We start from the raw sequence: 23635 nt of genomic DNA, 5'->3' as shown, positions 1-23635 counted from the left end.
CCGGGCGCTTCGCGCAGCACGCCAAGTCTTACGATTCCGGGACAGGCGGGTGGATCCGCCGCCGATCGGGGGCGGCACCCGAGGCGGCGTCCTATCCTTGCCTCGTGGCCGCAACGCTCCCCGATCCGCCCGCGGATCACGCGCCCGCGACGGACGACGCACTCGTCGACCGACGCGTGCTCGTCATCGAGGACGACCCCACCGTGCTGGAGGTCGTCTGCCGCTACCTGCGGGCGGCCGGGTTCATCGTCGACGCCGAGCGCGACGGCATCGCCGGCCTCCGCCAGGCCGATCGCGTGCCGCCCGACCTGGTGGTGGCCGATCGGATGCTCCCGGGCATCGACGGCGTCGAGGTGTGCCGCCGCATCCGGGCCGAGCGCCCGGTGCCGGTCATCATGCTCACGGCGCTCGGCTCCACCGAGGACCGCATCGAGGGGCTCGAGGCCGGCGCCGACGACTACATCGCCAAGCCGTTCTCGCCCCGCGAGCTCGTGCTGCGCGTGCAGTCGGTGCTGCGCCGGAGCCTGCCCGACTTCGCGCCCGAGGCGCCGTTCGACCTCGGCGCGTTCCACCTCGAGACGGCCGACCGGGTGGTCACCAAACACGGCGAGGAGCTGTCGCTGAGCGTGCGCGAGTTCGAGCTGCTGGCGTTCCTGCTGAAGCATCCGCACCAGGTGTTCAGCCGCGAGCAGCTGCTGAAGGCCGTCTGGAAGTGGGACTTCGGCGACCTCTCGACCGTGACCGTGCACGTGCGCCGGCTCCGCGAGAAGATCGAGGACGACCCCACCGAGCCGCAGCACCTGACCACCGTGTGGGGCGTCGGATACCGGTTCGCCGCATGATCCCCCTGCCCGACCTCCTCGCCATCGTCGGCATCGCCGGCGTCGCCGCCCTGCTCGTGGGGGCCGTGGGCCTGCTCGCCCTGCTCGCCGCCCGGCGCGGCTCGGTCATGCTCCAGGTCGTGATCGTCGTGCTCTCCACCGTGCTCGCGGTCGGCGCCGGCACGATCGCCGTGGCGAACGCGATGTACCTGTCGGAGCACGACCTGCTCGTCACCGGCTGGGTGGTGGTCGTGAGCGGCGTCGTCGCGCTCGGCGTGGGCGCCGTGCTCGGGCGCACCCTCGTCGGCAACACCCGCCGGCTGCGCGAGATCGCGCGCGCGGTCGGAGACGGCCAGACCGTGCAGGCCGGCGGGCGCGAGGGCGCCGAGTTCGCCGAGCTCGCCGCGGAGCTCGCCGACGCCAGCCGCCGCCTCGCCGACTCGCGGGCCGAGGTCGCCCGCATCGACCAGTCGCGGCGCGAGCTCATCGCCTGGATCTCGCACGACCTGCGCACGCCGCTCGCGGGCCTGCGCGCGATGGCCGAGGCGCTCGAGGACGGCATGGTCGACGACCCGGCCCGCTACCACGCGCAGATGCGGGTGCAGGTCGACCGCGTCTCGAGCATGGTCGACGACCTGTTCGAGCTGTCGCGCATCCAGTCGGGCGCGCTCGCGCTCGAGATGGAGCCCGTCTCGCTCTACGACCTGGTGAGCGATGCGGTGGCCGAGCTGCTGCCGCTGGCGCGTTCGCGCGACGTCACGATCGTCGAGTCGCGCGCGGGCGACCTGACGGTGACCGGCGACGCGCGCGAGCTGTCGCGCGTGGTCGGCAACCTGCTCATGAACGCCATCCAGCACTCTCCGCCGGGCACGCGCATCGAGGTGACCGCGCGCGAGACCGGCGACGCCCACGTGGCGCTGAGCGTGACCGACGCGGGCGGCGGCATCCCCGAGGAGGACCTCGGCAAGGTGTTCCGCGCGGGCTGGCGGGGCACGCCCTCGCGCTCGCCGAGCGAGGCGGCCGAGGAGGTCGGCGCCGCCGGCGCGGGGCTCGGCCTCGCGATCGTGCAGGGCATCGTGGCCGCGCACGACGGGGGCGTGAGCGTGCGCAACGTGCCCGGCGGGTGCCGGTTCGACGTCACGCTCCCGCGCGTCGCCGCGCCCGCCTGAGCCGTCGACCGGGACCGGGCACGCCGCGCGACCGGGCGCCGCGCGCCCGGCGACGCGCCGTCCCGACCGGGGTTCGCCCGTCGCGGAATGTGACGCGTTCGTCCCGTGTCGGCTTGACCGGGCTGCGCGCATGCTGAATCGTGGGGGACTCCGCTCGTCAGCCAAGGAAGGGAGCCCCCGTGCTCACGCTCACCGAAACTGCCAGCACTGTGGTCAAGACCATCGTCGCCCAGACCCCGGGTCTGGACGACGGAGGCCTCCGCATCAACACCGACCAGCCCGGCGGCACCGAGTTCGCCGTGTCGGTCGCGCCCGCGCCCGAGGACAGCGATGCCGTCGTCGAGGCGGAGGGTGCCAAGGTCTTCCTCGGCCAGTTCGCCGCGCTCGCCCTCGACGACAAGGTGCTCGACGCACAGGTCGGCGAGGACGGCACGGTCAGGTTCGCCATCGGCGACCAGGCCTGAGGCCGCCCCGCGCAACACGTCACGGCGCGCCGCTCCCCAGGGGGCGGCGCGCCGTCGTCGTCTCGCGATGACGAGCGGTCGGATGCCGCGGGCGTAGGCTCGTGGCGATGACCGACCTGCCGCGCACGCGAGACATCCCCCTGCCCGACTCGCACCGGTGGCGCGCGTACTGGGTCTGCGTCGCGGTCGCGGGGCTCACCATCCTCGACCTGTCGAAGGTCAACGTCGCGCTCCCGTCGATCGAGGAGGCGTTCGGGGCGGCATCGACCGAGCTGCAGCTCATCGTCTCGGGCTACGTGCTCGCGTTCGGCCTCACCCTCGTGCCGGCCGGGCGCCTCGGCGACCAGCGGTCGCGCAGGGTGCTCTTCGTCGTGGGGCTCAGCCTGTTCACCCTCACCAGCCTCGCCTGCGCCCTCGCGCCGAGCGCCGGCTGGCTGCTGGTGTTCCGGATGCTCCAGGGCGTCGCCGCGGGCATCCAGATGCCGCAGGTGCTCGGCCTCATCCAGCAGCTCTTCCAGGGGCCGGAGCGAGGCCGCGCGTTCGGCCTGTTCGGCGCGATGATCGGCGTGACCACGGCGATCGGCCCGACGCTCGGCGGCCTGATCATCGCCATCGGCGGGCCGGAGGACGGCTGGCGCGGCATCTTCTGGATGAACGTGCCGCTCGGGCTCGTCGCCATCGTGCTCGCGATCCGCATGCTGCCGGAGACCCGCACCCGGTCGCACCGGAAGGTGCAGCTCGACCCGGTGGGCCTCGCGATCTTCGGGGTGACCGTGCTGGCGCTCATGTGGCCGTTCCTGTTCACGACCGGCTCGCCCGACGACGACCCCGCACGGTGGTGGCTGCTCGTGGTCTTCGTGCTCGGCGTGAGCGCGTTCGTCGCGTGGGAGCGCCGCTACGAGGCATCCGGTCGCCAGCCGCTCGTGCCCCTCGGCCTGTTCCGCATCGGGTCGTTCCGCAACGGCGCGCTGCTGCAGTCGATCTTCTTCGCGGCGATCCCGTCGACGTTCCTGCTGACGACCCTCTACCTGCAGGACGGCCTCGACGTGGCGCCGGTCTTCGCCGGCATGGTGACCATGGGCTACGCACTCACGAGTGCGTTCGCATCGTGGCGCGGCGGCGTGCTCGTCGCGCGCTACGGGCGCGGGCTGGTGCTGGTCGGCCTCGGCGTGCTCATCGTCGGCGTGGGGGTGCTCGTGCTGCTCGCGATCATCACGCCGTCGGCGGCGACGCCGTGGGCGATGGCGGGTGCGCTGATCGTCGCGGGGCTCGGCGGCGGCCTGGTCGTCTCGCCGAACCAGACCCTCACCCTCGCGGACGTGCCCGTGCGCAGCGGCGGGCTCGCAGGGTCGGTCGGCCAGCTCGGCCAGCGCATCGGCACCGCGGTCGGCACGGCCGTCGCGCTGTCGCTGTTCTACTCCACCATCTACCGGGAGACGGGGCAGGCCGCAGACCTCGAGGTGTTCCACCACGCGTACGGCACCGGCATGCTCGCGGTGGCGGTGCTGCTCGCCCTCGCCTTCACCGTCGGCGTGGTCGACCTCGGTGCACGCGTGCGGGCGCGGCGCGTCCGACGTGCGAACGGCGACGACCCCGACGCGGGGACGGAGGACGAGGACTTCGGGAGCGGGCACGCCTGAGGAGGCCCGGGCCGCCCGGCGTCAGCGCACGGTCGGCTCGACGGCCTCCGGGGCGTCGGAGAACGCGAGCTTCGGCACGAACCACAGGCTGACGGCCGCGACGAGCGCGGTGAGCCCGCACACGAGCCACACCGTGACGTAGCCCGAGAAGCTGCCCGCGGTGCCCCCGCCCGCCGAGCCGCCGAGGTGCTGGATCAGCGCGATGGCGAAGACGGCGGATGCCACGGCGCCGCCGACCGTCTTCACCGAGTTCGTGAGCCCGGTGGCGACGCCCGTCTGGTGCGCCGGGGCTGCGGCCGCGGCCGCCGCGGGCAGCGCCGCCACGAGCGCGCCCGAGCCGATGCCGGCGATGACCATGTTCGTCAGGGCCTGCGCGTAGCCGTCGTGGAACGGCAGGAACAGCAGGTAGCCGAGCGCGACCATGAGGCTCGCGCCGATGAGCGCCAGGCGCGGCGCGGCCCACCGGGTCACGAGCGGGAAGAGCAGGGCGCCGACGACGAGTGAGAGCACGTAGGCGCCGATCAGGATCGACGTCTCGCCCGTGCTGGCGCCGAGGCCGTAGCCGACCTCCGCGGGGTCGGTGCGGGCGAACGTCGACAGCGGCGCCTGCGCGCCGAGCACGCTGACGCCGAACAGGCCCGCGGTGAGGAACACCGGCCAGAGTGCGGGGGAGCGGAACAGGCGCACGTCGATCAGCGGGTCGTCCCGGCGCAACTCGTAGCGCACGAACGGCACCACGAGCACGAGGCCGAGCAGCACCACGCCCCACGAGAGCAGGTCGCCCGGGCCGTTGAGGCGCAGCAGGCTGAGCCCGCCGGTGAAGGCGAGCAGCGCCAGCGTGATGAGCACCAGGCCGCCCGTGTCGAAGCGGCCGCCCGCGAGGTCGGGCGACTCGCGCACGCCGAAGAGGATGACGAAGAAGCAGGCGCAGACCGCGAGCGCCGGAATGAGCAGCAGCACCTGGATCGGGATGCCGCTGTCGGCGAGCGCTCCGGCCGAGAGCGCGCCGGCGATGGCACCGAGCTCGAGCGCGGCGACGAGCAGGCCGGCGGCGCGGCGGGTGAGCGCGGCGGGGGCGTCGCGCCCGCGGCTCCGCGAGTAGATGAGGGCGATCTCGAGCGGCAGCCAGACCACGTAGAAGCCCTGGAGCGCCCAGGCGACGAGGAAGACGCCGAAGTCGCTCGTGAACGCCAGCGCGAGGCTCGCGGCGGCGGTCACGGCGGTCGACACGAGCAGGATGCGCTTGTGCCCGAACATGTCGCCGAGCTTCGCGAGCGCCGGCACGACGAGCGCCGAGAGCATCAGCTGCGAGCCCTCGAGCCAGTTCACGTCGGCGTCGTGGATGCCGAGGTGGCGCGCGATGTCGGTCAGCAGCGGCGTGTAGTAGCCCTGGATGATGCCGCTCGTGAACTCGACGAAGGCGAGGAAGCCGACGACGGCGGCGACGGGTCCGAACTTCACGGCGCGTGCCATCGGTGCTCCTGTGCGTGTGCTGGGGGATCGGGTGCGATCACCCTAGTCCGGAACCGGTCCGATCCTGCAACGCGGTGATGAGCGCCCTGTGGAATCGCTCTCCGCGCTCGAGGCTGTCGATCGACACCCGCTCGTCGACGCCGTGGATGCTCGCGCGCTGCGCCGCATCCATCGCGAGCGGCGCGAAGCGGAACGTCGCGGGCGCGTAGCGGTGGAACCAGCGCGCGTCGGTCGCCTGCATCATGAGGTACGGCACGGTGACCGCATCGGGGTACGCCTCGGCGACGGCGTCGCGGACGGCCGCGAACTGCGGCCCGTCGGTCGGCGACTCGGGCGACGGGTCGCTCGCCTCGGGCACCTCCAGGCGCACGGCACGGTCGCGGATCGCCCGGCGCAGGGTGCGGAGCACCCGGTCGGTCGTCGTGCCGGGGGCGAGGCGGAGGTTCAGGGTGGCGCTCGCGCCGGCGGGCAGCACGTTCGGCGCCGTGCCGCCGGAGAGCATCGTCACGGCGAGGGTCGTGCGCACCATCGCGGCCGGTTCGCCGCCGAGACGCGCGAACACGCGTGCGGTGAGCCACGGGACGGCCGCGAGCACGCGCAGCAGCAGCCGCGGCCACCCGGTCGTGCGGGTCGCGAACCCGGCGAGCATGTCCCGGGCCGAGCGCGGCAGCCGCGGCCGGAACGGGTTGCGCTCGAGGCGGCGCACGGCGCGCGCGATGCGGGCGGTCGCGGTCATGCCGGTCGGCGCGGACGCGTGCCCGCCGACGCCGTCGGCGCGCAGCACCACCGTCATGATGCCCTTCTCGGCCGCGCCGACCATGGCGGCCTGCACCGGCACCCACGGCAGCGGCGCGTCGACGACCGCGCCGCCCTCGTCGAGCACGAGCCAGGGGCGGATGCCCCGGGCGTGCAGCAGGTCCGAGGCGATCGGGGCCGCGTCGCCGTACGACTCCTCGTTGCCGCCGAACGACAGGTAGAGGTCGTGGTCGGGCGCGAACCCGGCGGCCAGCAGGTTCTCGACGGCCTCGAGGACCACGAGCAGCGGGCCCTTGTCGTCGAGCGCGCCGCGCCCGTGCACGAGGCCGTCGGCGATCACGCCCGCGAAGGGGTCGTGGGTCCAGCCGTCCCCGGCCCGCGCGGGCACCACGTCGTAGTGCGCCATCAGCACGGTCGGTCGTTCGCCGCTGCGCCCGCGCCAGCGGTAGAGCAGCCCGAACTCGGCGGGCTGCTCGCGCTCGAGGTGCGCGTGCACCAGCGGGTACTCCTCGGCGAGCAGCTGCTCGAACGCCCGGAATGGCTCGCGCCCGACCGTCTCGAGCTCGGCCGACACCGTCGGCAGCGCGATCATGCGGGCGAGCCGCTCGGCGGCGCCGGGGCGCGGGTCGACGGATGCTGCGGGCACCTGCACACCCTAATCCAGCCGCCTGACCACCATCCGTCCCGCCGCGAGACCCGTCGATTCCCTGCGTTCCCAGCGCTGGGAACGCAGGAGATCGACGGGTCTCGGCAGGCGGGCGGGGTCAGGCGCGGGCGGACTCCGCTGCGAGCGCGCGCTCGAGCTCGCCGCGGTCGAGCTCGCGGCCGAACACGAGGTGGCCGGGCTCCAGCAGGCGACCGGATGCGAGCGGGCCGGCGTCGACCGGGTCGAAGCCGATCGCGTCGACGAAGTCGGCGACGACGCGCCGGGCGTCGGCGTCGTCGCCCGCGACCGCGATCGCGCGTCGGAGGGGGTCGCCCGCCGGGCGCTCGTCCTCCTCCATGTCGTGGTAGCCGAGGTGGTTCAGCGACTTCACCACGCGCGCGGCGGGGTTCAGGTCGGCGTGCTGCTCGGCGGTCGACCGGCCGTCGGCCTCGACGTCGGCGAGGTGCCCGTCGATCGGCGGCCAGTAGTTCGTCGTGTCCACCACGACCACGTCGTCGAGCAGTTCCCACTCCACCGTGTCGACCTTGCCGAACGGCACCGCAACGATCACGAGGTCCGCGCGGCGCGCGAGTTCCGCGGCATCCACCACCCGGGCGCCGGGGGCGATCGTGTCGACGAGGAGGTCGAGGGCCAGCTGGCGCGACGAGCCGCGCACGAGCACCTCGTAGCCCGCGGCGAGTGCCAGGCGCGCGAGCGCGCTGCCGACCTTGCCGACGCCGAAGATGCCGACGACGCGGCGGCCGAACGCGGAGTGGGGGGTGGGACGTTCCTGCACACGAGGTGCAACCGGACCGGGTGGCGCCGGATTCCCGGTCATCCCACGAGCCGCGACGCGACCCCGGAGTCGGCGATCGCCGTCACCCCGGTGAGGGTGGAGTAGCCCTCGGCCAGGAGGGCGGCGTCGGATCCGGGATCGGGCGACGCCGGGAGTTCGGCGACGGTGAGTTCGACCTCGTGCTCGCCCCGCTCGGTCAGGGTCGTGTGCACGATGCCGAACGGCGCGAGCGTCGCGGCGCGCACCGTGGGCATCACGCCCGGCCGATTGGCGACGTTGAGGTTGACCACCGTTCCGGCGGGCTCGTCGAGCAGCGCCGGGACGAGCGCGACGGTGGCGGCCGCCGCCTCGTCCCAGGCGTAGCGGCGGGGGCGCATGCCGACGTCGAGCGACGCGGCGATGGCGCGTGCGCCGCTCGCGCCGCCGGTGAGCGCCGCACCCACGGTGCCTGAGTGCAGGATGGCGTGGCCGATGTTCGCGCCGCGGTTGACCCCCGAGAGCACGACGTCGGGCGATCGGTCGAACGCGCCGTGCGCGGCGATGAGCGCGATCAGTGCGGGTGCGGCGTGCACGGCGTACGCGGGGGCGTCGAGCCCGTCGAGCGGTCGACGCTCGACGCGCACCGCATCGGAGTGCGCGGCACCGGGCATCAGCGCCGCCGTGATGGCCGCGCTCGTGCCGCTCGCGTCGCCGGCGGGGGCGGCCACGATGACGTCGAGGCCCGCCGTGACGGCGGCGCGGGCGAGGGCGAGCAGTCCGGGCGAGGCGATGCCGTCGTCGTTCGTGATGAGTGCGGTCGTCATGCGCCGTCCCGGACGCCCGCGGCGAGCTCGTCGGGCGACGTGGTGATCGCGTGCTCGTCGATGTCGGCGAACTCGGCGATGCGCACCCGGCGGCGCAGCGCCCGGACCGCCGCCGCGTCGGCCGTGCCGAGCCCGTGCCGGGTGACGTTCATCGCACCGGCGGCGGCCCCGAGCGCCACCGCCTCGTCGAACTCCTCGCCCCGGGCGAGGGCCGCGACCGTGGCGGCGACGAACGAGTCGCCGGAGCCCGCCGCGTCGACGACCTCCATGCGCGGCACCTCCACGCGGGCGATCGCGCCGTCGCGGAGGACGAGCGCCGGACGTTCCGCGCACGTCACGATGACCCGCTCGGCGCCCGCGGCGTGCAGCTCGCGCATCGCCCGCAGGAGGGCGTCGCGATCGGTGCCGGGGATGCGGTCGTCGCGCAGGAGCTCCTCCTCGCTCACCTTCGCGACGGCGACGCCGCCCGCGATCGCGGCGTCGAGCCTGCCGCCGGCGAGGTCGACGACGACGGTGCCGCCCGTGGCGCGGACGTCGGCCGCGAGGCGCCGGTACACGTCGTCGGGCACCACGCCCTCGCCGTGCGGTCCGCTCAGCAGCACGACGCGGGCGTCGATCGCGGCGGTGAGCGTGCGTCCGTAGAGCTCGTCGAGCTCGTGCCGATCGATGGCGTCGCCACCGGTCTCCGCGACGACGGTGCGGGTGCCCTCGCGGCGGTCGTGCACGTAGGCCGCGCCGCTGCCCTCGCGGACCACGGCGTCGACCTCGATGCCCTCGTCCTCCAGCAGGTGTCCGAGCGCTCGTCCCACCTCGCCCGTGAGCACGGCGCACAGGGTGACGGAGCAGCCCAGCTCCCGCAGCATCCGCGCCTGCCAGACCCCCTGCCCGCCGGCATGCAGGTGGATGTCGGTGCCCTCGTCCTCCTCGACCGTGACGGTGAGCAGCGGCGAGGGAGCGAAGATGACGATGTCGCGCACGAGTGCCCCCGACTCCACGGTAGGCGATCGGCCGCGCGGTGTGGAGTGCCTGCCGTGATTCCCGGGCTCCCGCCTGCCACGATGGAATACGACGCGGGGCGGGCGGCGTTCCCGTCATATGCATACGCATGGAACGCCCGCGCGGCGGAGGGGAGCACGATGGACACGCAGGTCGAGTTCGGGGTCGACACGTTCGGCGACGTGACGACGGATGCCGCGGGCACGCCGCTCAGCCAGGCGGAGGTGCTGCGCAACGTCGTCGAGCAGGGCGTGTTGGCCGACCGCGTGGGCCTCGACTTCATCGGCGTCGGCGAGCACCACCGCGAGGACTTCGCCGTCTCGGCGCCGGAGGTCGTGCTCGCCGCGATCGGCGCGCGCACCGAGCGCATCCACCTCGGCAGCGCCGTCACGGTGCTGAGCTCCGACGACCCGGTGCGCGTGTTCCAGCGCTTCGCCACCCTCGACGGGCTCACCGGCGGGCGGGCCGAGGTCATTCTCGGGCGCGGCTCGTTCACGGAGTCGTTCCCCCTGTTCGGCTACGACCTCGGCCAGTACCAAGCCCTCTTCGAGGAGAAGGTGGAGCTGTTCACGACCCTGCTCGCGCAGGAACCGGTGACGTGGGAGGGCACGCTCCGCCCGTCGATCGACGGCATCACGGTCTACCCGCACGTGGAGCACGCGCCGCTGCGCACCTGGATCGGCGTCGGCGGCAGCCCCGAGTCGGTCGTGCGCGCCGCCCACTACGGCCTGCCGCTCGTGCTCGCGATCATCGGCGGGTCGCCCGCGCGCTTCGCACCCCTCGCCGACCTCTACCGCAAGGCCCTCGGCCAGTTCGGCCGGCCCGAGCTGCCCGTCGCCGTCCACTCGCCCGGCTACGTCGGCGACGACGATGCGCAGGCGCGCGACGAGCTCTGGCCGCACTACGCGGCGATCATGGGACGCATCGGGCGCGAGCGCGGCTGGGGACCGATCACCCGCGAGCACTTCGAGCAGGAGGCCGGCCCGCACGGCGCGCTCTACGTGGGCAGCCCCGAGACCGTCGCGCAGAAGATCGCCGCCGCCGTGCGCGCCATCGGCGCGGCCCGGTTCGACCTGAAGTACTCCAACGGCACGCTGCCGCACGAGCTCATGATGGGCTCGATCGAGCGCTACGGCACGGCGGTCGTGCCGCGCGTGCGCGAGCTGCTCGCCGAGCAGCCCGCCGCCGGCTGAGTCGAACGCTATCGCGCCGCCGCCCGCGAGGCTCCGGCGCGCACCAGCGTGCGGAACCAGTTCGCGTCGGGCAGGCGGGCGAGCATCGTGCCGCCGATCACCGTGATCAGCACGTACGCCGTCGCGAGCGGTGCGATGTCGGGTGCCACACCCGCGGAGATCGCGAGCCCGGCGATCACGATCGAGAACTCCCCGCGCGGGGTCAGTGAGAACCCGGCGCGCCAGCGCCCCAGCGGGCCGATGCCCGCGCGCTTGGCGGCCAGGTAGCCGGTCAGGGTCTTGGTGGCCATGGTCGCGACGGCGAGCAGCGTGGCCGGCAGGAGCATCCGCAGCAGCTCGCTCGAATCGGTCGCGAGGCCGAAGAAGACGAAGAAGATCGCCGCGAACAGGTCGCGCAGGGGCGTGAGCAGCTGCGAGGCCGAGTGGGCGACGCGCCCCGAGAGCGCGATGCCGACGAGGAACGCCCCGACCGCCGCCGAGACGTTCACCTGTGCCGCGAGGCCCGCGACGAGCATCGTGAGCCCGAGCACGCCGAGCAGCAGCGGTTCCGCGTGCTCGGTGGAGAAGAACCGCGACACGACGTGCCCGTGGCGGAACGCGACGTAGAGGATGACCGTGACCACCGTCACCGCGACCGCGACCGCGATGGCCCCCTCGAGCAGGCTGACCCCGACCACCAGCGCCGAGAGCACGGGCAGGTAGAAGGCCATCGCGAGGTCCTCGATCACGAGGATGGCGAGGATCGTCGGGGTCTCGCGGTTGCTCAGGCGACCGAGGTCGCGCATGAGCTTCGCGATCACGCCCGACGAGGAGATCCAGGTCACGCCCGCGAGCGCGACCGCCGCGACCGGGCTCCAGCCGAGCAGGAGTGCGCAGACCGCGCCCGGCGTCGCGTTCAGCACGGCGTCGAGGAGCCCCGCGTACTTCGACTGGCGCAGGTTGGTGAACAGCTCCTCCGCCGTGTACTCGAGGCCGAGCAGCGTCAGCAGCAGGATCACACCGATCTCGGCGCCGATCTGGAAGAACTCCTCGCTCGCCTCGAGCGGCAGCAACCCGCCCTCGCCGAAGAGCAGGCCGACGAGCAGGTAGAGCGGGATGGGGCTGATGCCGATGCGCATCGCCAGCCGCCCGAGCAGGCTCATGCCGAGCAGGAGCGCGCCGACCTCGATGAGGATCAGCGTGGTCTCGTGCATCGGCGCCCCCGAATCAGCCGGGACCGTGAGCGATGAGGCGGGATGCCGCGTCGAGGCCCTCGCGCGTGCCGACGGCGACGATCACGTCGCGTGCCCGCAGCACCTCTGCCGGCGTCGGCGAGGGCACCACGGTGCCGTCGCGGACGATCGCCACGATCGAGACACCAGTGCGGGTGCGCATCTGGGTCGCGCCGAGCTTCTCGTTCAGGTAGGGCGAGTCGGTCGGCAGCTCGAGCTGCTCGGTGAACACGCCCGTCGATCCGTCGGCGAAGCTCGTGAGGCGGGACATCATCACCGAAGCGCCCAGCAGGTCGGCCAGCGCCGACGCCTCGTCATCGCTCAGGGCCACCGTGTCGCGGCACGTGTCGGGGTCATCGCGGTCGAACACGCCCAGGTCGTGCTCGCCGTCGCGCAGCGAGACGATGCTGATGCGCCGCCCCGCCTCGGTCACGAGGTCGTGCCGGACACCGATGCCCGGCAGGTCGACCTTCTCGATTCTCACGCCCACGATATGACTCTAGCCGCGCGGGAGGGGCTCGAGGCGCTGCACGACCGGTGCATCAGGCGCCGTCTGCGCGACCCAGCAGGTGGAAGGGGATCGCCAGCGAGAGGGCGATGAGCAGGATGCCGCCGCCGAAGACGAAGGCCTGGAACCCGGTGGCGACGAACGCCATGCCGAACGCCAGCATGCCCAGCAGGAAGAGCAGCATGGCGATGACGAATGCGAACACGTTCATGGGTGGGGCCTCTCAGCTTCGAGTCGTCGGTCCGCCGCGGCGGGCGCGGTCGTCCCGAGTCTAGCGAGCGGTCGGCCGCGCGGCGGCGCCTAGGAGGGCAGCGGGCCGAGCCAGGCGTTGGCCACCGTCGCGTGCGCCGACTCGTCGTCGGACGGATGGAAGATGCCCGCGACGACGTCGCGCGAGAGCCGGCCGAGCTCGTTGCCGGCGAAGTAGCTCGATCCGCCCGCGACGCGAACCGCCTGGTCGACCACGATCCGTGCCGTCTCGGTCGCGCGCACCTTCATGCCCGACAGCTTCGGGAACCACAGCGGGCCGTGGTCGGCCAGCGCGTCGACGTCGTGCGCCAGTGCCGCCAGCTGGGGGGCCAGCGCGTCCTGGGCGATGGCGGCGGATGCCACGCGATGGCGGATGTCCGGATCGTGCGCCAGCGGCCGGCCGTCGAACTTCATCGAGGTGCGGCGGTGGGCCGCCGCCACCGCGAGGTCGAGCGCGCGGGCCCCGATGCCCGTGTAGACGGCCGCGAGCAGCAGCTCGAACGCCGCGAAGATGCCGAACACGAACGGGTCGGCGTTCGGGCCCGGGTCGAGCCGGCGCACCACCCGGTCGGCCGGAGCGTACGCGCCGTCGAGCACCGTCGTGCGGCTCTGGCTGGCGCGCATGCCGATCGTGTCCCAGTCGTCGAGGCTCGACACGTCGGGGTCCTCGCGATCGATGAACGCGTAGACGATCTTCGGGCCGTCGGCCGACCGGGTGTCGAGCGCCATCGTGCCGAGGCGCGTCCACGCGGGTGACAGCGACGTGAAGATCTTGCGGCCGTGGAACCGATAGCCGCCGTCGTCCTGCGGCCGGGCCTCGGAACGCGACCCGAACAGCATGAGGTCGTTGCCGCCCTCGCTGATGCCGAACGCGAAGACCTCGTCGGCGGCGGCCTCCCGCTGGAGGAACGCGAGCACGTCGTCGCCGCGATCGGCGAGGATCTTCGCCACCGCCGTCCAGACCAGGTGCATGTTCACGCCGAGCGCGGTCGCGGGCGCCGCTCCGGCGAGGCGCGACTGGGCGCGGACCGCGTCGGCGAGGCTCCAGCCGAGCCCGCCCTGTGCCTCGGGCACGAGGGCCCGCAGGTACCCGGCGGCCCGGAGCTCGGCGAGGTCCTCGTCGAAGAACCGGTTCTCGCGGTCGTACCCGTCCGCGCGGTCGCGGATGCGGGTGAGCAACTCGTCGGTCAGGACGTCGTCGACGGTGGGGGTCACGCCGCCAGACTACGCCTGCCGGGAGTCGTCACCGCCGTCCGCCGGAGGCGCCTGCGGGGCATCCGGTGCCTGCGGGGCATCCGCTGCCCGCGCTCGCTGCGGCTTCCGTCCGGCACGCACCGAGACGACCACGATCGCCACCACGATCGCCGCGATGACGGCGAGGAACAGCAGCCACGGCGCGAGCACGCCCAGCGCGACCATGAGGCCGCCGAGGAAGCCCCAGAGCGCGTTCCAGCCCGCGACCACGCCGTCCCAGAAGGTGTCGGGCTCGGCCGGCGCGACGATGCCCGGCGCGTAGAGCTCGAGGTACACCGTGGCGTAGGCGACGCGGTCGCCGAGCGCCGCGCGCTGGCTGACGAGCGAGTCGAGCTGCGCCTGGCGCGTGGTGAGCTCGGACTCGATCGTGATCAGGTCGGAGATGTCGTCGGCCTCGGCGAGGAGCTGCGTGAGGCGGTTCACCGACGTCTGGAGTGCGCCGATGCGCGCGTCGAGGTCGTCGACCTGCATGTCGACGTCGGTGGAGCCGATCGAGACGGTGTTGACCGTGCCGAGGTCCTTGAGTTCGGTGATCGTCGCGTCGACGCGCTCCGACGGGATGCGCAGCACGAGCGAGGCGCTCGCCCGACGGTCGTCGGCCTCGGGGTACTCGTTGCGGCTGTCGACGCGGCCGCCGGCGGCGGTCACGATGCCGGTCGCCTGCTGCGCCGCGGCGATCGGGTCGTCCACGGTGATCGAGAGCGAGCCCTGCGTGATCATGGCCCGGTCGGATGCGACGGCGTCGGCGCCGCCCGCGGATTCCTCGGCGAACTCCTCGGCCATCATGTCGTCGCCGGGAGCCATCATGTCGCCGTCCCGGGTCGCCATCTCGCCGTCGGTGACGTACATGTCGGGCTCGGACGACGCCTGGTCGTTCTGGGCGAAGGAGCACCCGGTGAGGGCCAGGGCGGTGAACAGGATGCCGGCTGCGGCGGCCACGACGCGTCTCATGGCACACACGGTAGCGGCGCGCGCGAGTCCCGTGACTGCGAGCGGTCTGGGAGTCCGGTCACGATCGCATTGCACTTCCGGCGGGTTCCCGGGGCGGCACAACGTTCTGGACCCGACGCGCGTCTCGCGAGGGCCGCGAGCGCGGTACGAGGGGGTCAGTGCGGGGTGATCTGCACGGGCTCGGTGTCGGGGATCGGGCTCGCGTCGCGGCCGCGCAGGTCGGGGTGCCAGCGTCGCGCGATCGTGGGCACGAGGAAGCCGACGAGCGCCAGCACCGCGGCGGCCGCGAACGCGCCGACCGGGCCGTAGCCGTCGATCAGGAAGCCCGCGAGCGCCGACCCGAGCGCCGCGCCGATGAGCTGGCCGGTGCCGACCCAGCCGTAGGCCTCCGCGGTGTCGGAGAACTTCACGCTCGCCGACACGATCGCGAAGATCACCGCCAGTGCGGGGGCGATGCCGATGCCCGCGACGAACAGGGTGACCGACAGCCACCAGAACTCCATCGCGGCCGCAGCCACCGCGACACCGACGAACACGATGAGCATGCGGCGGGCGAGCGCCCACGGGCCGATCGGGATGTGCCCGAACAACAGCCCGCCGGCGAGGCTGCCGATCGCGAAGATCGCCAGCACGATGCCGGCTTCGGCGCCGTCGTGGCCGAAGACGGCGACGACGCCCGCCTCCACCGCGGCGCACGCGCCGATCAGGAGGAACCCGACGACCGTGCCGAGCAGCACTGCGGGCCGTGCGAGCACCACGCCGAACCGGCGCTTCGAGCGAGGGATGCGCACCCGCCCGAGTTCCGGGGAGGAGATGAACCAGATGCCGCCGCCGATCATCAGCGCCGCCGCGGCGAGGATGCCCCAGGTCGTGCCGACCTGGGTCGAGATGAACGTGGTGATCACCGGGCCGACGACCCAGATGATCTCCTGCGCCGATGCGTCCAGGGAGAACAGGGGCGTCAGCTGCCGCGAGTTCACCATCTTCGGGTAGATCGTGCGCACGGCGGGCTGCACGGGTGGCGTCGCGAGGCCGCAGACGAGGCCGATGGCCATGTACAGCGGCACCGTGAGCGGGAGCAGGCCGATGGCGACGACGGATGCGGCGCAGATGACGAGCGTCGTGACGAGCACCGGTCGCATGCCCCAGCGCCCCATGAAGCGGCTCGTCAGCGGTCCGGCGACGGCCTGGCCGATCGACGTGGCGGCCAGCACGAGACCTGCGGCCCCGTAGGAGCCGGTCTCGCGCTCGACGTGCAGCAGGAACGCGAGCGAGAGCATGCCCGACGGGAATCGGGCCGTGAGCTGCGCCGCGATGATCCGAGCGACTCCGGGAGTGCGGAGCAGGTCGGCGTAGCGGTTCACAGGAGAACTCTACGTTTCCGCGGAGTGCGTGCGAATCACATCGGCCGTGACGGCGCTGCGGCCGTGACGGATCTGACGAGCGGCACCCCGATGCGGCCGCGCCGCGACGGCATCCGCTCCGTCCCCCGGGCACCCGAACGGATGCCTCAGCCGGCGAAGCGCTCCCGGCGCTCGGTCACGCGGCCGGCGCCGCGGCCGTGGTTCGCCGCGGCGTCCCAGCGGTACACCTCGGTGCCCGTGATGTAGACGTGCTCGGCCCGCGAGGTGACGTCGAGCGGGTCGCCCGACCAGATCACGACGTCGCCGTCGAGCCCCGGCGCGAGCGCGCCGATGCGGTCGTCGAGGCCGAGGAACGCGGCCGGGTGCACGGTGAGCGCCTGCAGGGCGGTCTCGCGGTCGAGGCCCTCCTTCACCGCGAACGACGCCTGGTGCACGAGGAAGTTGATCGGCACGACGGGGTGGTCGGTGGTGATCGCGACGCGCACGCCGGCCCGGGCGAGCGCCCCGAGGTTCGCGATGTCGCGGTCGCGCAGCTCGACCTTGGAGCGCGAGGTGAGCATCGGCCCGAAGATCACCGGCACGTCGCGCTCGGCGAGCACGTCGGCGACGGCTGCGCCGTCGGTGCCGTGGTTGATCACGAGCCGGTAGCCGAACTCGTCGGCCAGGCGCAGCGCGGTGGCGATGTCGTCGGCGCGGTGCACGTGCTGGTCCCAGGCGAGCTCGCCCGCGAGCACGCGCGCCAGGGTCTCCTTCGCGAGGTCGCGGTCGAACGGCTCGCCCTTCGCGGCGGCGGCGTCGCGGCGGGCGACGTAGTTCTGCGCGTCGACGAACGCGCTGCGGATCACGTTCGCCACGCCGAGCCGGGTCGACGGCAGCTGCTTCTTGTCGCCGTACACGCGCTTGGGGTTCTCGCCGAGGGCCGACTTCACCGACACCGCCTCGCGGATCACCTGCTCGTCGACCGTGCGGCCGCCCCAGGTCTTGATCGCGACGGTCTGCCCGCCGATCGGGTTGCCCGAGCCGGGCTTCACGACCGCGCTCGTGACGCCGCCGAGGAGCGCGTCGCGGAACCCCTCGTCCTCGGGGTTGATCGCGTCGATCGCGCGCAGCGCCGCCCCGTTCGGGTCGGTCATCTCATTGGTGTCCTCGCCGGCCCAGCCCTGCGCCTCCTCGGAGACGCCCATGTGGGCGTGCGCCTCGATGAAGCCCGGCAGCACCCAGCGGCCCCCCGCGTCGACGACGGGCACGCCGTCCGGCACCTCGACGTCGGTGCCGACCGCGGCGATGCGGCCGTCGACGACGAGCACGGTGGCGTCCTGGAGGGGCGCGGAGGCGACGGGCACCACGGTGCCGTGGACGATGGCGACGGAGGATCGAGTGGTCATCCCTCCATCCTCGCCCATCAGCCGGCGAGCGCCTTGGCGATGCGCTGCACCGAGACCGGCTCGGCCGTGCGCAGCTCCTGGGCGAAGAGGCTGACCCGCAGCTCCTCGAGCAGCCAGCGGGCGCGCACGAGTTCGGCAGGGGAGTCGTCGGCGAGCGGGATGGTCCCGCCTGCGGACTCGTAGGCGGCGGTCGCCTTCTCGAGCTCGTTCATCCACTGCCGGTCGCGTCCCGGTGCCTCCTGGAGCTTGCGCACCCGCACCACGATGCCCTCGACGTAGCGGGGGAGGTGCACCAGGCGCTCGAGCCCTGTCGCCAGCACGAACCCCGGCCGCACGAGCCCGTCGAGCTGCGCCCGGGCGTCGCCCAGCGCATGCATGAGCGGCAGGCTGGTCGCGCCGCGGATCGCCTTGTCGGCCTCGCGCCAGCGCTGCAGCACGCGGGTGACGAGCGCCACGGTCTCGTCGAGGCGCTGCATGACGCTCGCCGACACGGCGTCGCGCGCCGCCTCGAACTCGGCCCGCGTGAACAGCAGCCCGTCGGGGTGGCGCTCGCGCAGCACGGCGTCGACGCACGCCGCGAGGCAGTCGTCGAGCAGGGCGCGCGTGCCGCCGTACGGACTCGCCGCGAGCAGCAGCTTCTCCTGGTTCGACAGGTGCTCCTGCACGTAGGACACGGGCGAGGGCGTGGCCAGCACGAGCAGGCGACGGATGCCGCGCCGCGACGCCCGGTCGCGTTCGGCCGCCGTCGCGACCAGCCGCAGCGCCACCCGGTCGCCCTCGTCGACGATCGCCGGGTAGGCGCGGATCACGTTGCCGGCCTGCCGGGTGTCGACGTGCCGGGGCAGCTCGTCCCAGTCCCAGGCCGTGATGCCCGAGCGCTCGGCGATCGACGGCCCGGCGCTCGCCCGGCTCGGAGCATCCGTCGCCCGGTCTTCCGGGGTGCTGCCCGTCCCGCGCGAGCGTCCCGGTCGTGCGGGGGCGGAGACGGCGTTCGCGACGGCGGCGCGCGTGCGGTCGGCGAGCCGGCGCTGCAGTTCGGCCAGGTCGGTGCCCGAGCCGGCCGGGCGGCCGCGCTCGTCGACCACGCGGAACGTCATGCGCAGGTGCGCGGGCACGCGCTCGAGGTCGAAGTCGTCGGCCGTGACGGGCGTGAACGTGAGTCGCTTGATGGTCGCGGCGACCACCTCGGCGAGCGGTTCGCGCTCCGCGCCGTCCTCGGGGCCCGCGGGCAGTTCCTCGCCGATGCGCGCCGCCCACTCGGCGGCCGGCACGACCGACCGGCGGATCGACTTCGGCAGCGTGCGCAGCATCGCCTGCACGAGCTCGTCGCGGAGCCCCGGCACCTGCCAGTCGAACCCGACCGGCGAGAGCCGCGGCAGCAGCACGAGCGGCACGGTCGCGGTCACGCCGTCGTCTGCGGCGCCGGGGTCGAACCGGTAGGCGAGGCGGATGGTCTGGTCGCCCTGCCGCCACTGGTCGGGGAACCCGTCGCCGCGCCCGTCGGCCTCGTCGCCGACGAGGTCGGAGCGCCGCATCGTGAACAGCTCGGGCCGGGTGCGCTGCTCGGTGCGCCACCACTTCTCGAAGCCGCGGGTGGTCGACACATCGGCCGGCACGCGCGCCTCGTAGAACGCGACGACCGCCTCGTCGCCGGCGAGGATGTCGCGGCGACGCGTGCGCGCCTCGAGGTCGCCGAGCTCGGCGCGCAGCGCCCGGTTCGCGCGCACCCACCCGAACACGCGGCGGTCGAGGCGGGACGTGTCCCACTCCTCGTCGACGAGCGCGTGCCGGATGAAGAGTTCCCGCGCGAGCGGGGCATCCGCCCTCGCCAGCTGCATGCGTCGCTTCGGCACGATCGGCACGCCGAACAGCAGCACCTTCTCGTCGGCGATCGCCGAGCCCTGCTTCGGGTCCCAGCGCGGCTCGCCGTAGCTGCGCTTCACGAGCGAGCCCGCGAGCGGTTCCGCCCACGCCGGGTCGATCGCCGCGACGGTGCGGGCGAACAGGCGGCTCGTCTCGACGAGCTCGGCGGTCATGATCGCGGCCGGCGGCTTCTTCGCGAGCGCCGAGCCCGGGAACACCTGGAACCGCGTGTTGCGCGCCCCGACGAACTCGCGGCTGGGTCGGCGGCCGGATGCCTCGGGGCGGCCCTTCCCGCGCCCGCGCGCGGCATCCGTCGCGGTGTCGTCGCGCAGCCCGATGTGCGAGAGGAGTCCCGACAGGAGCGCCCGGTGGATGCCGTCGGCGTTGATGCGCGGCTCGCCGACGTGCAGGCCGAGCGGCTTCGCGAGGCGCACGAGCTGGCGGTAGAGGTCCTGCCACTCGCGCACGCGCAGGTAGTTCAGGAACTCGGTGCGGCACATGCGCCGGAACGCGCTCGAACCGAGCTGCTGCTGCTGTTCCTCGAGGTGGTTCCAGAGGTTCAGCAGGGTCAGGAAATCGCTCGTCGGGTCGACGAAGCGCGCGTGCATCGCGTTCGCCTGCTCGCGCTTCTCGAGCGGTCGCTCGCGCGGGTCCTGGATGGTCATGCCGGCCACGATCGCGAGCACCTCGCGCGAGACGCCCTGCGCCTTCGACTCGATGACCATGCGCGCGTAGCGCGGCTCGATCGGCAGGCGAGAGAGCTGGCGGCCGATGCGGGTCAGTCGTGGGCCGTCCTGTGACTCGCGGTCCTCGAGCGCGCCGAGCTCGCGCAGCAGGTCGAGCCCGTCGCGGATGCCGCGCACGTCGGGCGGGGTGAGGAACGGGAAGTCCTCGACCGCCCCGAGGCCGAGCGATGCCATCTGGAGGATGACCGCGGCGAGGTTCGTGCGCAGCACCTCGGGGTCGGTGAACTCGGGCCGCTTCCCGTAGTCGTCCTCGGCGTAGAGCCGGATCGCGATGCCGTCGCTCGTGCGGCCCGACCGGCCCGAGCGCTGGTTCGCCGAGGCCTGCGAGATCGGCTCGATCGGCAGCCGCTGCACCTTCGCGCGGGTCGAGTAGCGACTGATGCGCGCCGTGCCCGCGTCGACGACGTAGCGGATGCCCGGCACCGTGAGGCTCGTCTCGGCGACGTTCGTCGCGAGCACCACCCGGCGGCGAAGCCCGGCGACCTTCGACGGCTCGAACACGCGGTGCTGGTCGGCGGCCGACAGGCGCCCGTAGAGGGGGAGGACCTCGGTCGCGCCGGCACCACCGCGGCGGGCGGCGTGGCCGCGCACCGCCTCCTCGGCGTCGCGGATCTCGTTCTCGCCCGAGAGGAAGACGAGCACGTCGCCGGGCGCCTCGCGCTCGAGCTCGTCGAGCGCGTCGAGGATGCCCTGCTGCACGTCCTTGTCGTCGGCCGCGGCACCCTCGTCCTCCTCGTCGTCGCCGGCCTCGCCGACGAGCGGGCGGTAGCGGATCTCGACGGGGTAGGTGCGTCCCGACACCTCGATGACGGGCGCCGGTTCGCCCGAGGCATCCGCGAAGTGCTTCGCGAAGCTCTCGGGGTCGATCGTGGCGCTGGTCACGATGACCTTGAGGTCCGGGCGCTTCGGCAGCAGCTGCTTCAGGTAGCCGAGCAGGAAGTCGATGTTGAGGCTGCGCTCGTGGGCCTCGTCGATGATGATCGTGTCGTAGCGGCGGAGCATGCGGTCGCGGTGGATCTCGTTGAGGAGGATCCCGTCGGTCATGACCTTGATGCGGGTCGACTCGCTCACCCGGTCGGTGAAGCGCACCTGGTAGCCGACGAGGTCGCCGACCTCGGACCCGAGCTCCTCGCCGATGCGCTCGGCGATCGTGCGTGCGGCGATGCGGCGCGGCTGGGTGTGCGCGATCGACTCGCGGCCCAGCTCGAGGCAGATCTTCGGCAGCTGCGTGGTCTTGCCCGATCCGGTGGCACCGGCGACGATCACGACCTGGTGGTCGCGCACGGCGCGCGCGATCTCGTCGCGCATGCCGGAGACCGGCAGCTCGGCGGGGTAGGTGATCGTGGGAAGCACAGCCCTCCATCGTACGACGCGGCGCGCGGGGCCGTGGTCGGCTCGAGGCATCCGCTCGCCCTTGCGTTGGATAGTGCAGATATCTAGTATTGGATATCGCAACTATCCAATGCTGGAGACGGAGGCCATCGTGGCGACGATCACCCCGGGTCGGATGACCCACCGGTACGACGGCGAGCTCGTCGTGTTCCTCATCGGCATGCGCGTCAATCGCTGGTGGCGGCCCGACCTCTGGCTGCCCGCGTTCCTGGCGATGCCGCGCATGCTCCGGGAGCTCTCGACGACGCCCGACTCGGGGTTCCTCGGGTACCGGCTGCTCGCCGGCGCGAACGGGCCGTACGTGGTGCAGTACTGGAGCAGCCACGAGCACCTGTACGCGTACGCGTCGGATGCCTCGGGGGAGCACCGTCCCGCCTGGGCGGCGTTCAACCGGCGGGCACGTCGGGCGCCCGGCGCCGTGGGCATCTGGCACGAGACCTTCCAGGTCGAGCGCGCCGAGACGCTGTACGTGGGCATGCCGGCGTTCGGGCTCGCCGCCGCGACCGAGCGCGTGCCCGTGGGGTCGCACGCCGACCGCGCACGACAGCGCTACGCGCAGGGGCGGACCCGTGCGCCGGGCGCCGACGCGGGCGCGGAGCCCGCCCCGGTCGGGTGACGGCGTGCGGCACGCGTGATGGGATGGACGCATGACTGATTCACTCGTCCCTCGCGTCCGCCTCAACGACGGGCGCGACATCCCGCAGCTCGGCTTCGGCGTCTTCAAGGTCGACCCCGTCGAGACCGAGCGCATCGTGACCGATGCGCTCGAGGCGGGCTACCGGCACCTCGACACCGCCCGCATCTACGGCAACGAGGAGGGCGTCGGCCGCGCGGTCGCCGCGTCGGGCATCCCGCGCGAGGAACTGTTCATCACGACGAAGCTCTGGAACGACGACCAGGGCGCCGACACCGCGGCGCCCGCGTTCGAGGCCAGCCTCGAGCGACTCGGCCTGGAGTACGTCGACCTCTACCTGATCCACTGGCCGGTGCCGCCGCAGGACCGGTACGTCGAGACGTGGGCGGCGTTCGAGTCGATCCGGGAATCGGGGCGCGCGCGCTCGATCGGCGTCTCGAACTTCCTGGTGCCGCACCTCGAGCGGCTCGCCGCCGAGACGGGCGTGACGCCGGCCGTCAACCAGATCGAGCTGAGCCCGTACCACCAGCAGCGCGAAGTGGCGGCGTATTGCGCCGCGCAGGGCATCGCGGTCGAGGCGTGGGGGCCGCTCGGCCAGGGCAAGACCGACCTCCTCGGCGACCCGGCGGTCGTGGGCATCGCCGAGCAGCACGGCGTGAGCCCGGCGCAGGTGCTGCTGCGCTGGCACCTCCAGCACGGGTACATCGTGTTCCCGAAGACGACGTCGCGCGAGCGCATGGAGCAGAACCTCGACGTGTTCGGGTTCGAGCTGGCTCCCACCGAGGTCGCGCAGCTCGACGCGCTGCCGCCGACGGGCGAGCACGCCGATCCGATGACCGTCGGGGCCTGATTCCCGCCCTGAACAGCGCCTTCGATGCGCGGCCGGGCGAGGTCGCCACGCGCGACACGCCCGGCCTGCGCGCTCGTTTTGGCGAAGCGCCGAGCGCCACGTAATGTTCTTACTCGTCACCCCAAAGGTGCGGGAGAGCGGCAGAGCCTCCCGGCCTCAAGCGGGACCATCCAGCGCAACGAAGACCGGCACTTGTCGGGCGTTCTCGAAGCGCCTAGGATGTCTATTCGATCACCTCGACCGCCGCGGTCCTCTAGGTCCGCGACACTTCAGGCTGCGCCTGGAAGAGGGATCAGGCCGGTTTGTGCCTGATGCCGAGGGGTGATACAGTAGAGAGGTTGCCCTGAGGGGAAGTCGAGAGGCTGAACCTGAGGAGCGTCCGTTCCTTGAGAACTCAATAGCGTGCACTATGTTCAATGCCATTTTTTTGAACCCTGTCCGGCCCGTTTGGGCTGGTGGGATTCCTTTGGA

General features: G+C 73.0%; 20 protein-coding genes. 7 read left to right on the top strand and 13 right to left on the bottom strand.

The window, feature by feature from the left end; translation table 11 throughout:
- Positions 1 to 104: 104 nt before the first annotated feature.
- From ABZK10_RS00100 to ABZK10_RS00085, 4 genes are all read left to right on the top strand, one after another.
- Positions 105 to 842 carry a response regulator transcription factor gene (locus ABZK10_RS00100; RefSeq protein WP_353807150.1) on the top strand — a complete coding sequence of 246 codons (738 nt, stop codon included), beginning with the start codon at positions 105 to 107 and terminating at the stop codon, positions 840 to 842.
- Positions 839 to 1990 carry a sensor histidine kinase gene (locus tag ABZK10_RS00095; RefSeq protein ID WP_353807149.1) on the top strand — a complete coding sequence of 384 codons (1152 nt, stop codon included), beginning with the start codon at positions 839 to 841 and terminating at the stop codon, positions 1988 to 1990. Before ABZK10_RS00100 ends, ABZK10_RS00095 begins: the two co-directional genes overlap by 4 nt.
- A 179-nt stretch (positions 1991 to 2169) precedes the next feature.
- Positions 2170 to 2454, top strand: coding sequence for an iron-sulfur cluster assembly accessory protein (locus tag ABZK10_RS00090; RefSeq protein WP_353807148.1), 285 nt, complete (start codon positions 2170 to 2172; stop codon positions 2452 to 2454).
- Positions 2455 to 2561: 107 nt separating this feature from the next.
- Entirely contained in the window at positions 2562 to 4094 is a 1533-nt protein-coding gene (locus tag ABZK10_RS00085; protein WP_353807147.1) for an MFS transporter, read from the top strand.
- 21 nt (positions 4095 to 4115) lie between these two features.
- On the opposite strand, the gene ABZK10_RS00080 is transcribed toward ABZK10_RS00085, so the two are convergent.
- The 5 genes from ABZK10_RS00080 to ABZK10_RS00060 all read right to left on the bottom strand — a co-directional run bounded on the left by ABZK10_RS00080 (position 4116) and on the right by ABZK10_RS00060 (position 9563).
- Positions 4116 to 5567 (bottom strand): MFS transporter, encoded by a 1452-nt coding sequence (locus ABZK10_RS00080; protein WP_353807146.1) that lies wholly within the window; start codon positions 5565 to 5567, stop codon positions 4116 to 4118.
- Between the two features lie 37 nt (positions 5568 to 5604).
- Positions 5605 to 6969: a M20/M25/M40 family metallo-hydrolase gene (locus ABZK10_RS00075; RefSeq protein ID WP_353807145.1), complete on the bottom strand. Its 1365-nt coding sequence runs from the start codon at positions 6967 to 6969 to the stop codon at positions 5605 to 5607.
- Positions 6970 to 7087: 118 nt separating this feature from the next.
- Positions 7088 to 7765: an NADPH-dependent F420 reductase gene (locus tag ABZK10_RS00070; RefSeq protein WP_353807144.1), complete on the bottom strand. Its 678-nt coding sequence runs from the start codon at positions 7763 to 7765 to the stop codon at positions 7088 to 7090.
- Between the two features lie 38 nt (positions 7766 to 7803).
- Positions 7804 to 8568, bottom strand: a complete 765-nt coding sequence (surE, locus tag ABZK10_RS00065) for a 5'/3'-nucleotidase SurE (RefSeq protein WP_353807143.1) — start codon at positions 8566 to 8568, stop codon at positions 7804 to 7806.
- Positions 8565 to 9563: a PfkB family carbohydrate kinase gene (locus ABZK10_RS00060; RefSeq protein WP_353807142.1), complete on the bottom strand. Its 999-nt coding sequence runs from the start codon at positions 9561 to 9563 to the stop codon at positions 8565 to 8567. Before ABZK10_RS00060 ends, surE begins: the two co-directional genes overlap by 4 nt.
- 141 nt (positions 9564 to 9704) lie before the next feature.
- Between ABZK10_RS00060 and ABZK10_RS00055 the strand changes: the two genes are divergently transcribed.
- The gene (locus ABZK10_RS00055) at positions 9705 to 10757 is read left to right on the top strand and encodes an LLM class flavin-dependent oxidoreductase (RefSeq protein ID WP_353807141.1); all 1053 of its coding nucleotides are present in this window, start codon (positions 9705 to 9707) and stop codon (positions 10755 to 10757) included.
- An 8-nt stretch (positions 10758 to 10765) separates the two neighbouring features.
- Here ABZK10_RS00055 and ABZK10_RS00050 read toward each other — a convergent pair whose 3' ends face one another.
- The 8 genes from ABZK10_RS00050 to hrpA all read right to left on the bottom strand — a co-directional run bounded on the left by ABZK10_RS00050 (position 10766) and on the right by hrpA (position 21692).
- Positions 10766 to 11950, bottom strand: a complete 1185-nt coding sequence (locus tag ABZK10_RS00050; protein WP_353807140.1) for a cation:proton antiporter — start codon at positions 11948 to 11950, stop codon at positions 10766 to 10768.
- Positions 11951 to 11963: 13 nt separating this feature from the next.
- Positions 11964 to 12458: a cation:proton antiporter regulatory subunit gene (locus ABZK10_RS00045; RefSeq protein WP_353807139.1), complete on the bottom strand. Its 495-nt coding sequence runs from the start codon at positions 12456 to 12458 to the stop codon at positions 11964 to 11966.
- Between the two features lie 52 nt (positions 12459 to 12510).
- Positions 12511 to 12687: a hypothetical protein gene (locus ABZK10_RS00040; protein WP_353807138.1), complete on the bottom strand. Its 177-nt coding sequence runs from the start codon at positions 12685 to 12687 to the stop codon at positions 12511 to 12513.
- Positions 12688 to 12776: 89 nt separating this feature from the next.
- Complete coding sequence (locus ABZK10_RS00035) at positions 12777 to 13940, bottom strand: acyl-CoA dehydrogenase family protein (protein ID WP_353807137.1); 1164 nt, start codon at positions 13938 to 13940, stop codon at positions 12777 to 12779.
- 9 nt (positions 13941 to 13949) lie between these two features.
- Entirely contained in the window at positions 13950 to 14930 is a 981-nt protein-coding gene (locus tag ABZK10_RS00030; protein WP_353807136.1) for a DUF4349 domain-containing protein, read from the bottom strand.
- Positions 14931 to 15085: 155 nt separating this feature from the next.
- Positions 15086 to 16294 (bottom strand): MFS transporter, encoded by a 1209-nt coding sequence (locus tag ABZK10_RS00025; protein ID WP_353807135.1) that lies wholly within the window; start codon positions 16292 to 16294, stop codon positions 15086 to 15088.
- Between the two features lie 146 nt (positions 16295 to 16440).
- Positions 16441 to 17679 carry an amidohydrolase gene (locus ABZK10_RS00020; protein WP_353807134.1) on the bottom strand — a complete coding sequence of 413 codons (1239 nt, stop codon included), beginning with the start codon at positions 17677 to 17679 and terminating at the stop codon, positions 16441 to 16443.
- Between the two features lie 17 nt (positions 17680 to 17696).
- Complete coding sequence (hrpA, locus tag ABZK10_RS00015) at positions 17697 to 21692, bottom strand: ATP-dependent RNA helicase HrpA (RefSeq protein ID WP_353807133.1); 3996 nt, start codon at positions 21690 to 21692, stop codon at positions 17697 to 17699.
- A 58-nt stretch (positions 21693 to 21750) separates the two neighbouring features.
- Here hrpA and ABZK10_RS00010 point away from each other — a divergent pair, with 58 nt between their 5' ends.
- Together ABZK10_RS00010 and ABZK10_RS00005 are read left to right on the top strand one after the other, a co-directional pair.
- Positions 21751 to 22296, top strand: a complete 546-nt coding sequence (locus tag ABZK10_RS00010; protein WP_353807132.1) for a DUF4188 domain-containing protein — start codon at positions 21751 to 21753, stop codon at positions 22294 to 22296.
- A 31-nt stretch (positions 22297 to 22327) separates the two neighbouring features.
- Entirely contained in the window at positions 22328 to 23164 is an 837-nt protein-coding gene (locus ABZK10_RS00005; RefSeq protein WP_353807131.1) for an aldo/keto reductase, read from the top strand.
- Positions 23165 to 23635: the final 471 nt, after the last annotated feature.

Origin of the sequence: Agromyces sp. SYSU T00194 (genome assembly GCF_040496035.1) — a bacterium.
Classification (GTDB): domain Bacteria; phylum Actinomycetota; class Actinomycetes; order Actinomycetales; family Microbacteriaceae; genus Agromyces; species Agromyces chitinivorans.
The sequence above is the reverse complement of the archived record's forward strand: the minus strand, read 5'-3'. Positions and strand labels throughout refer to the sequence as shown.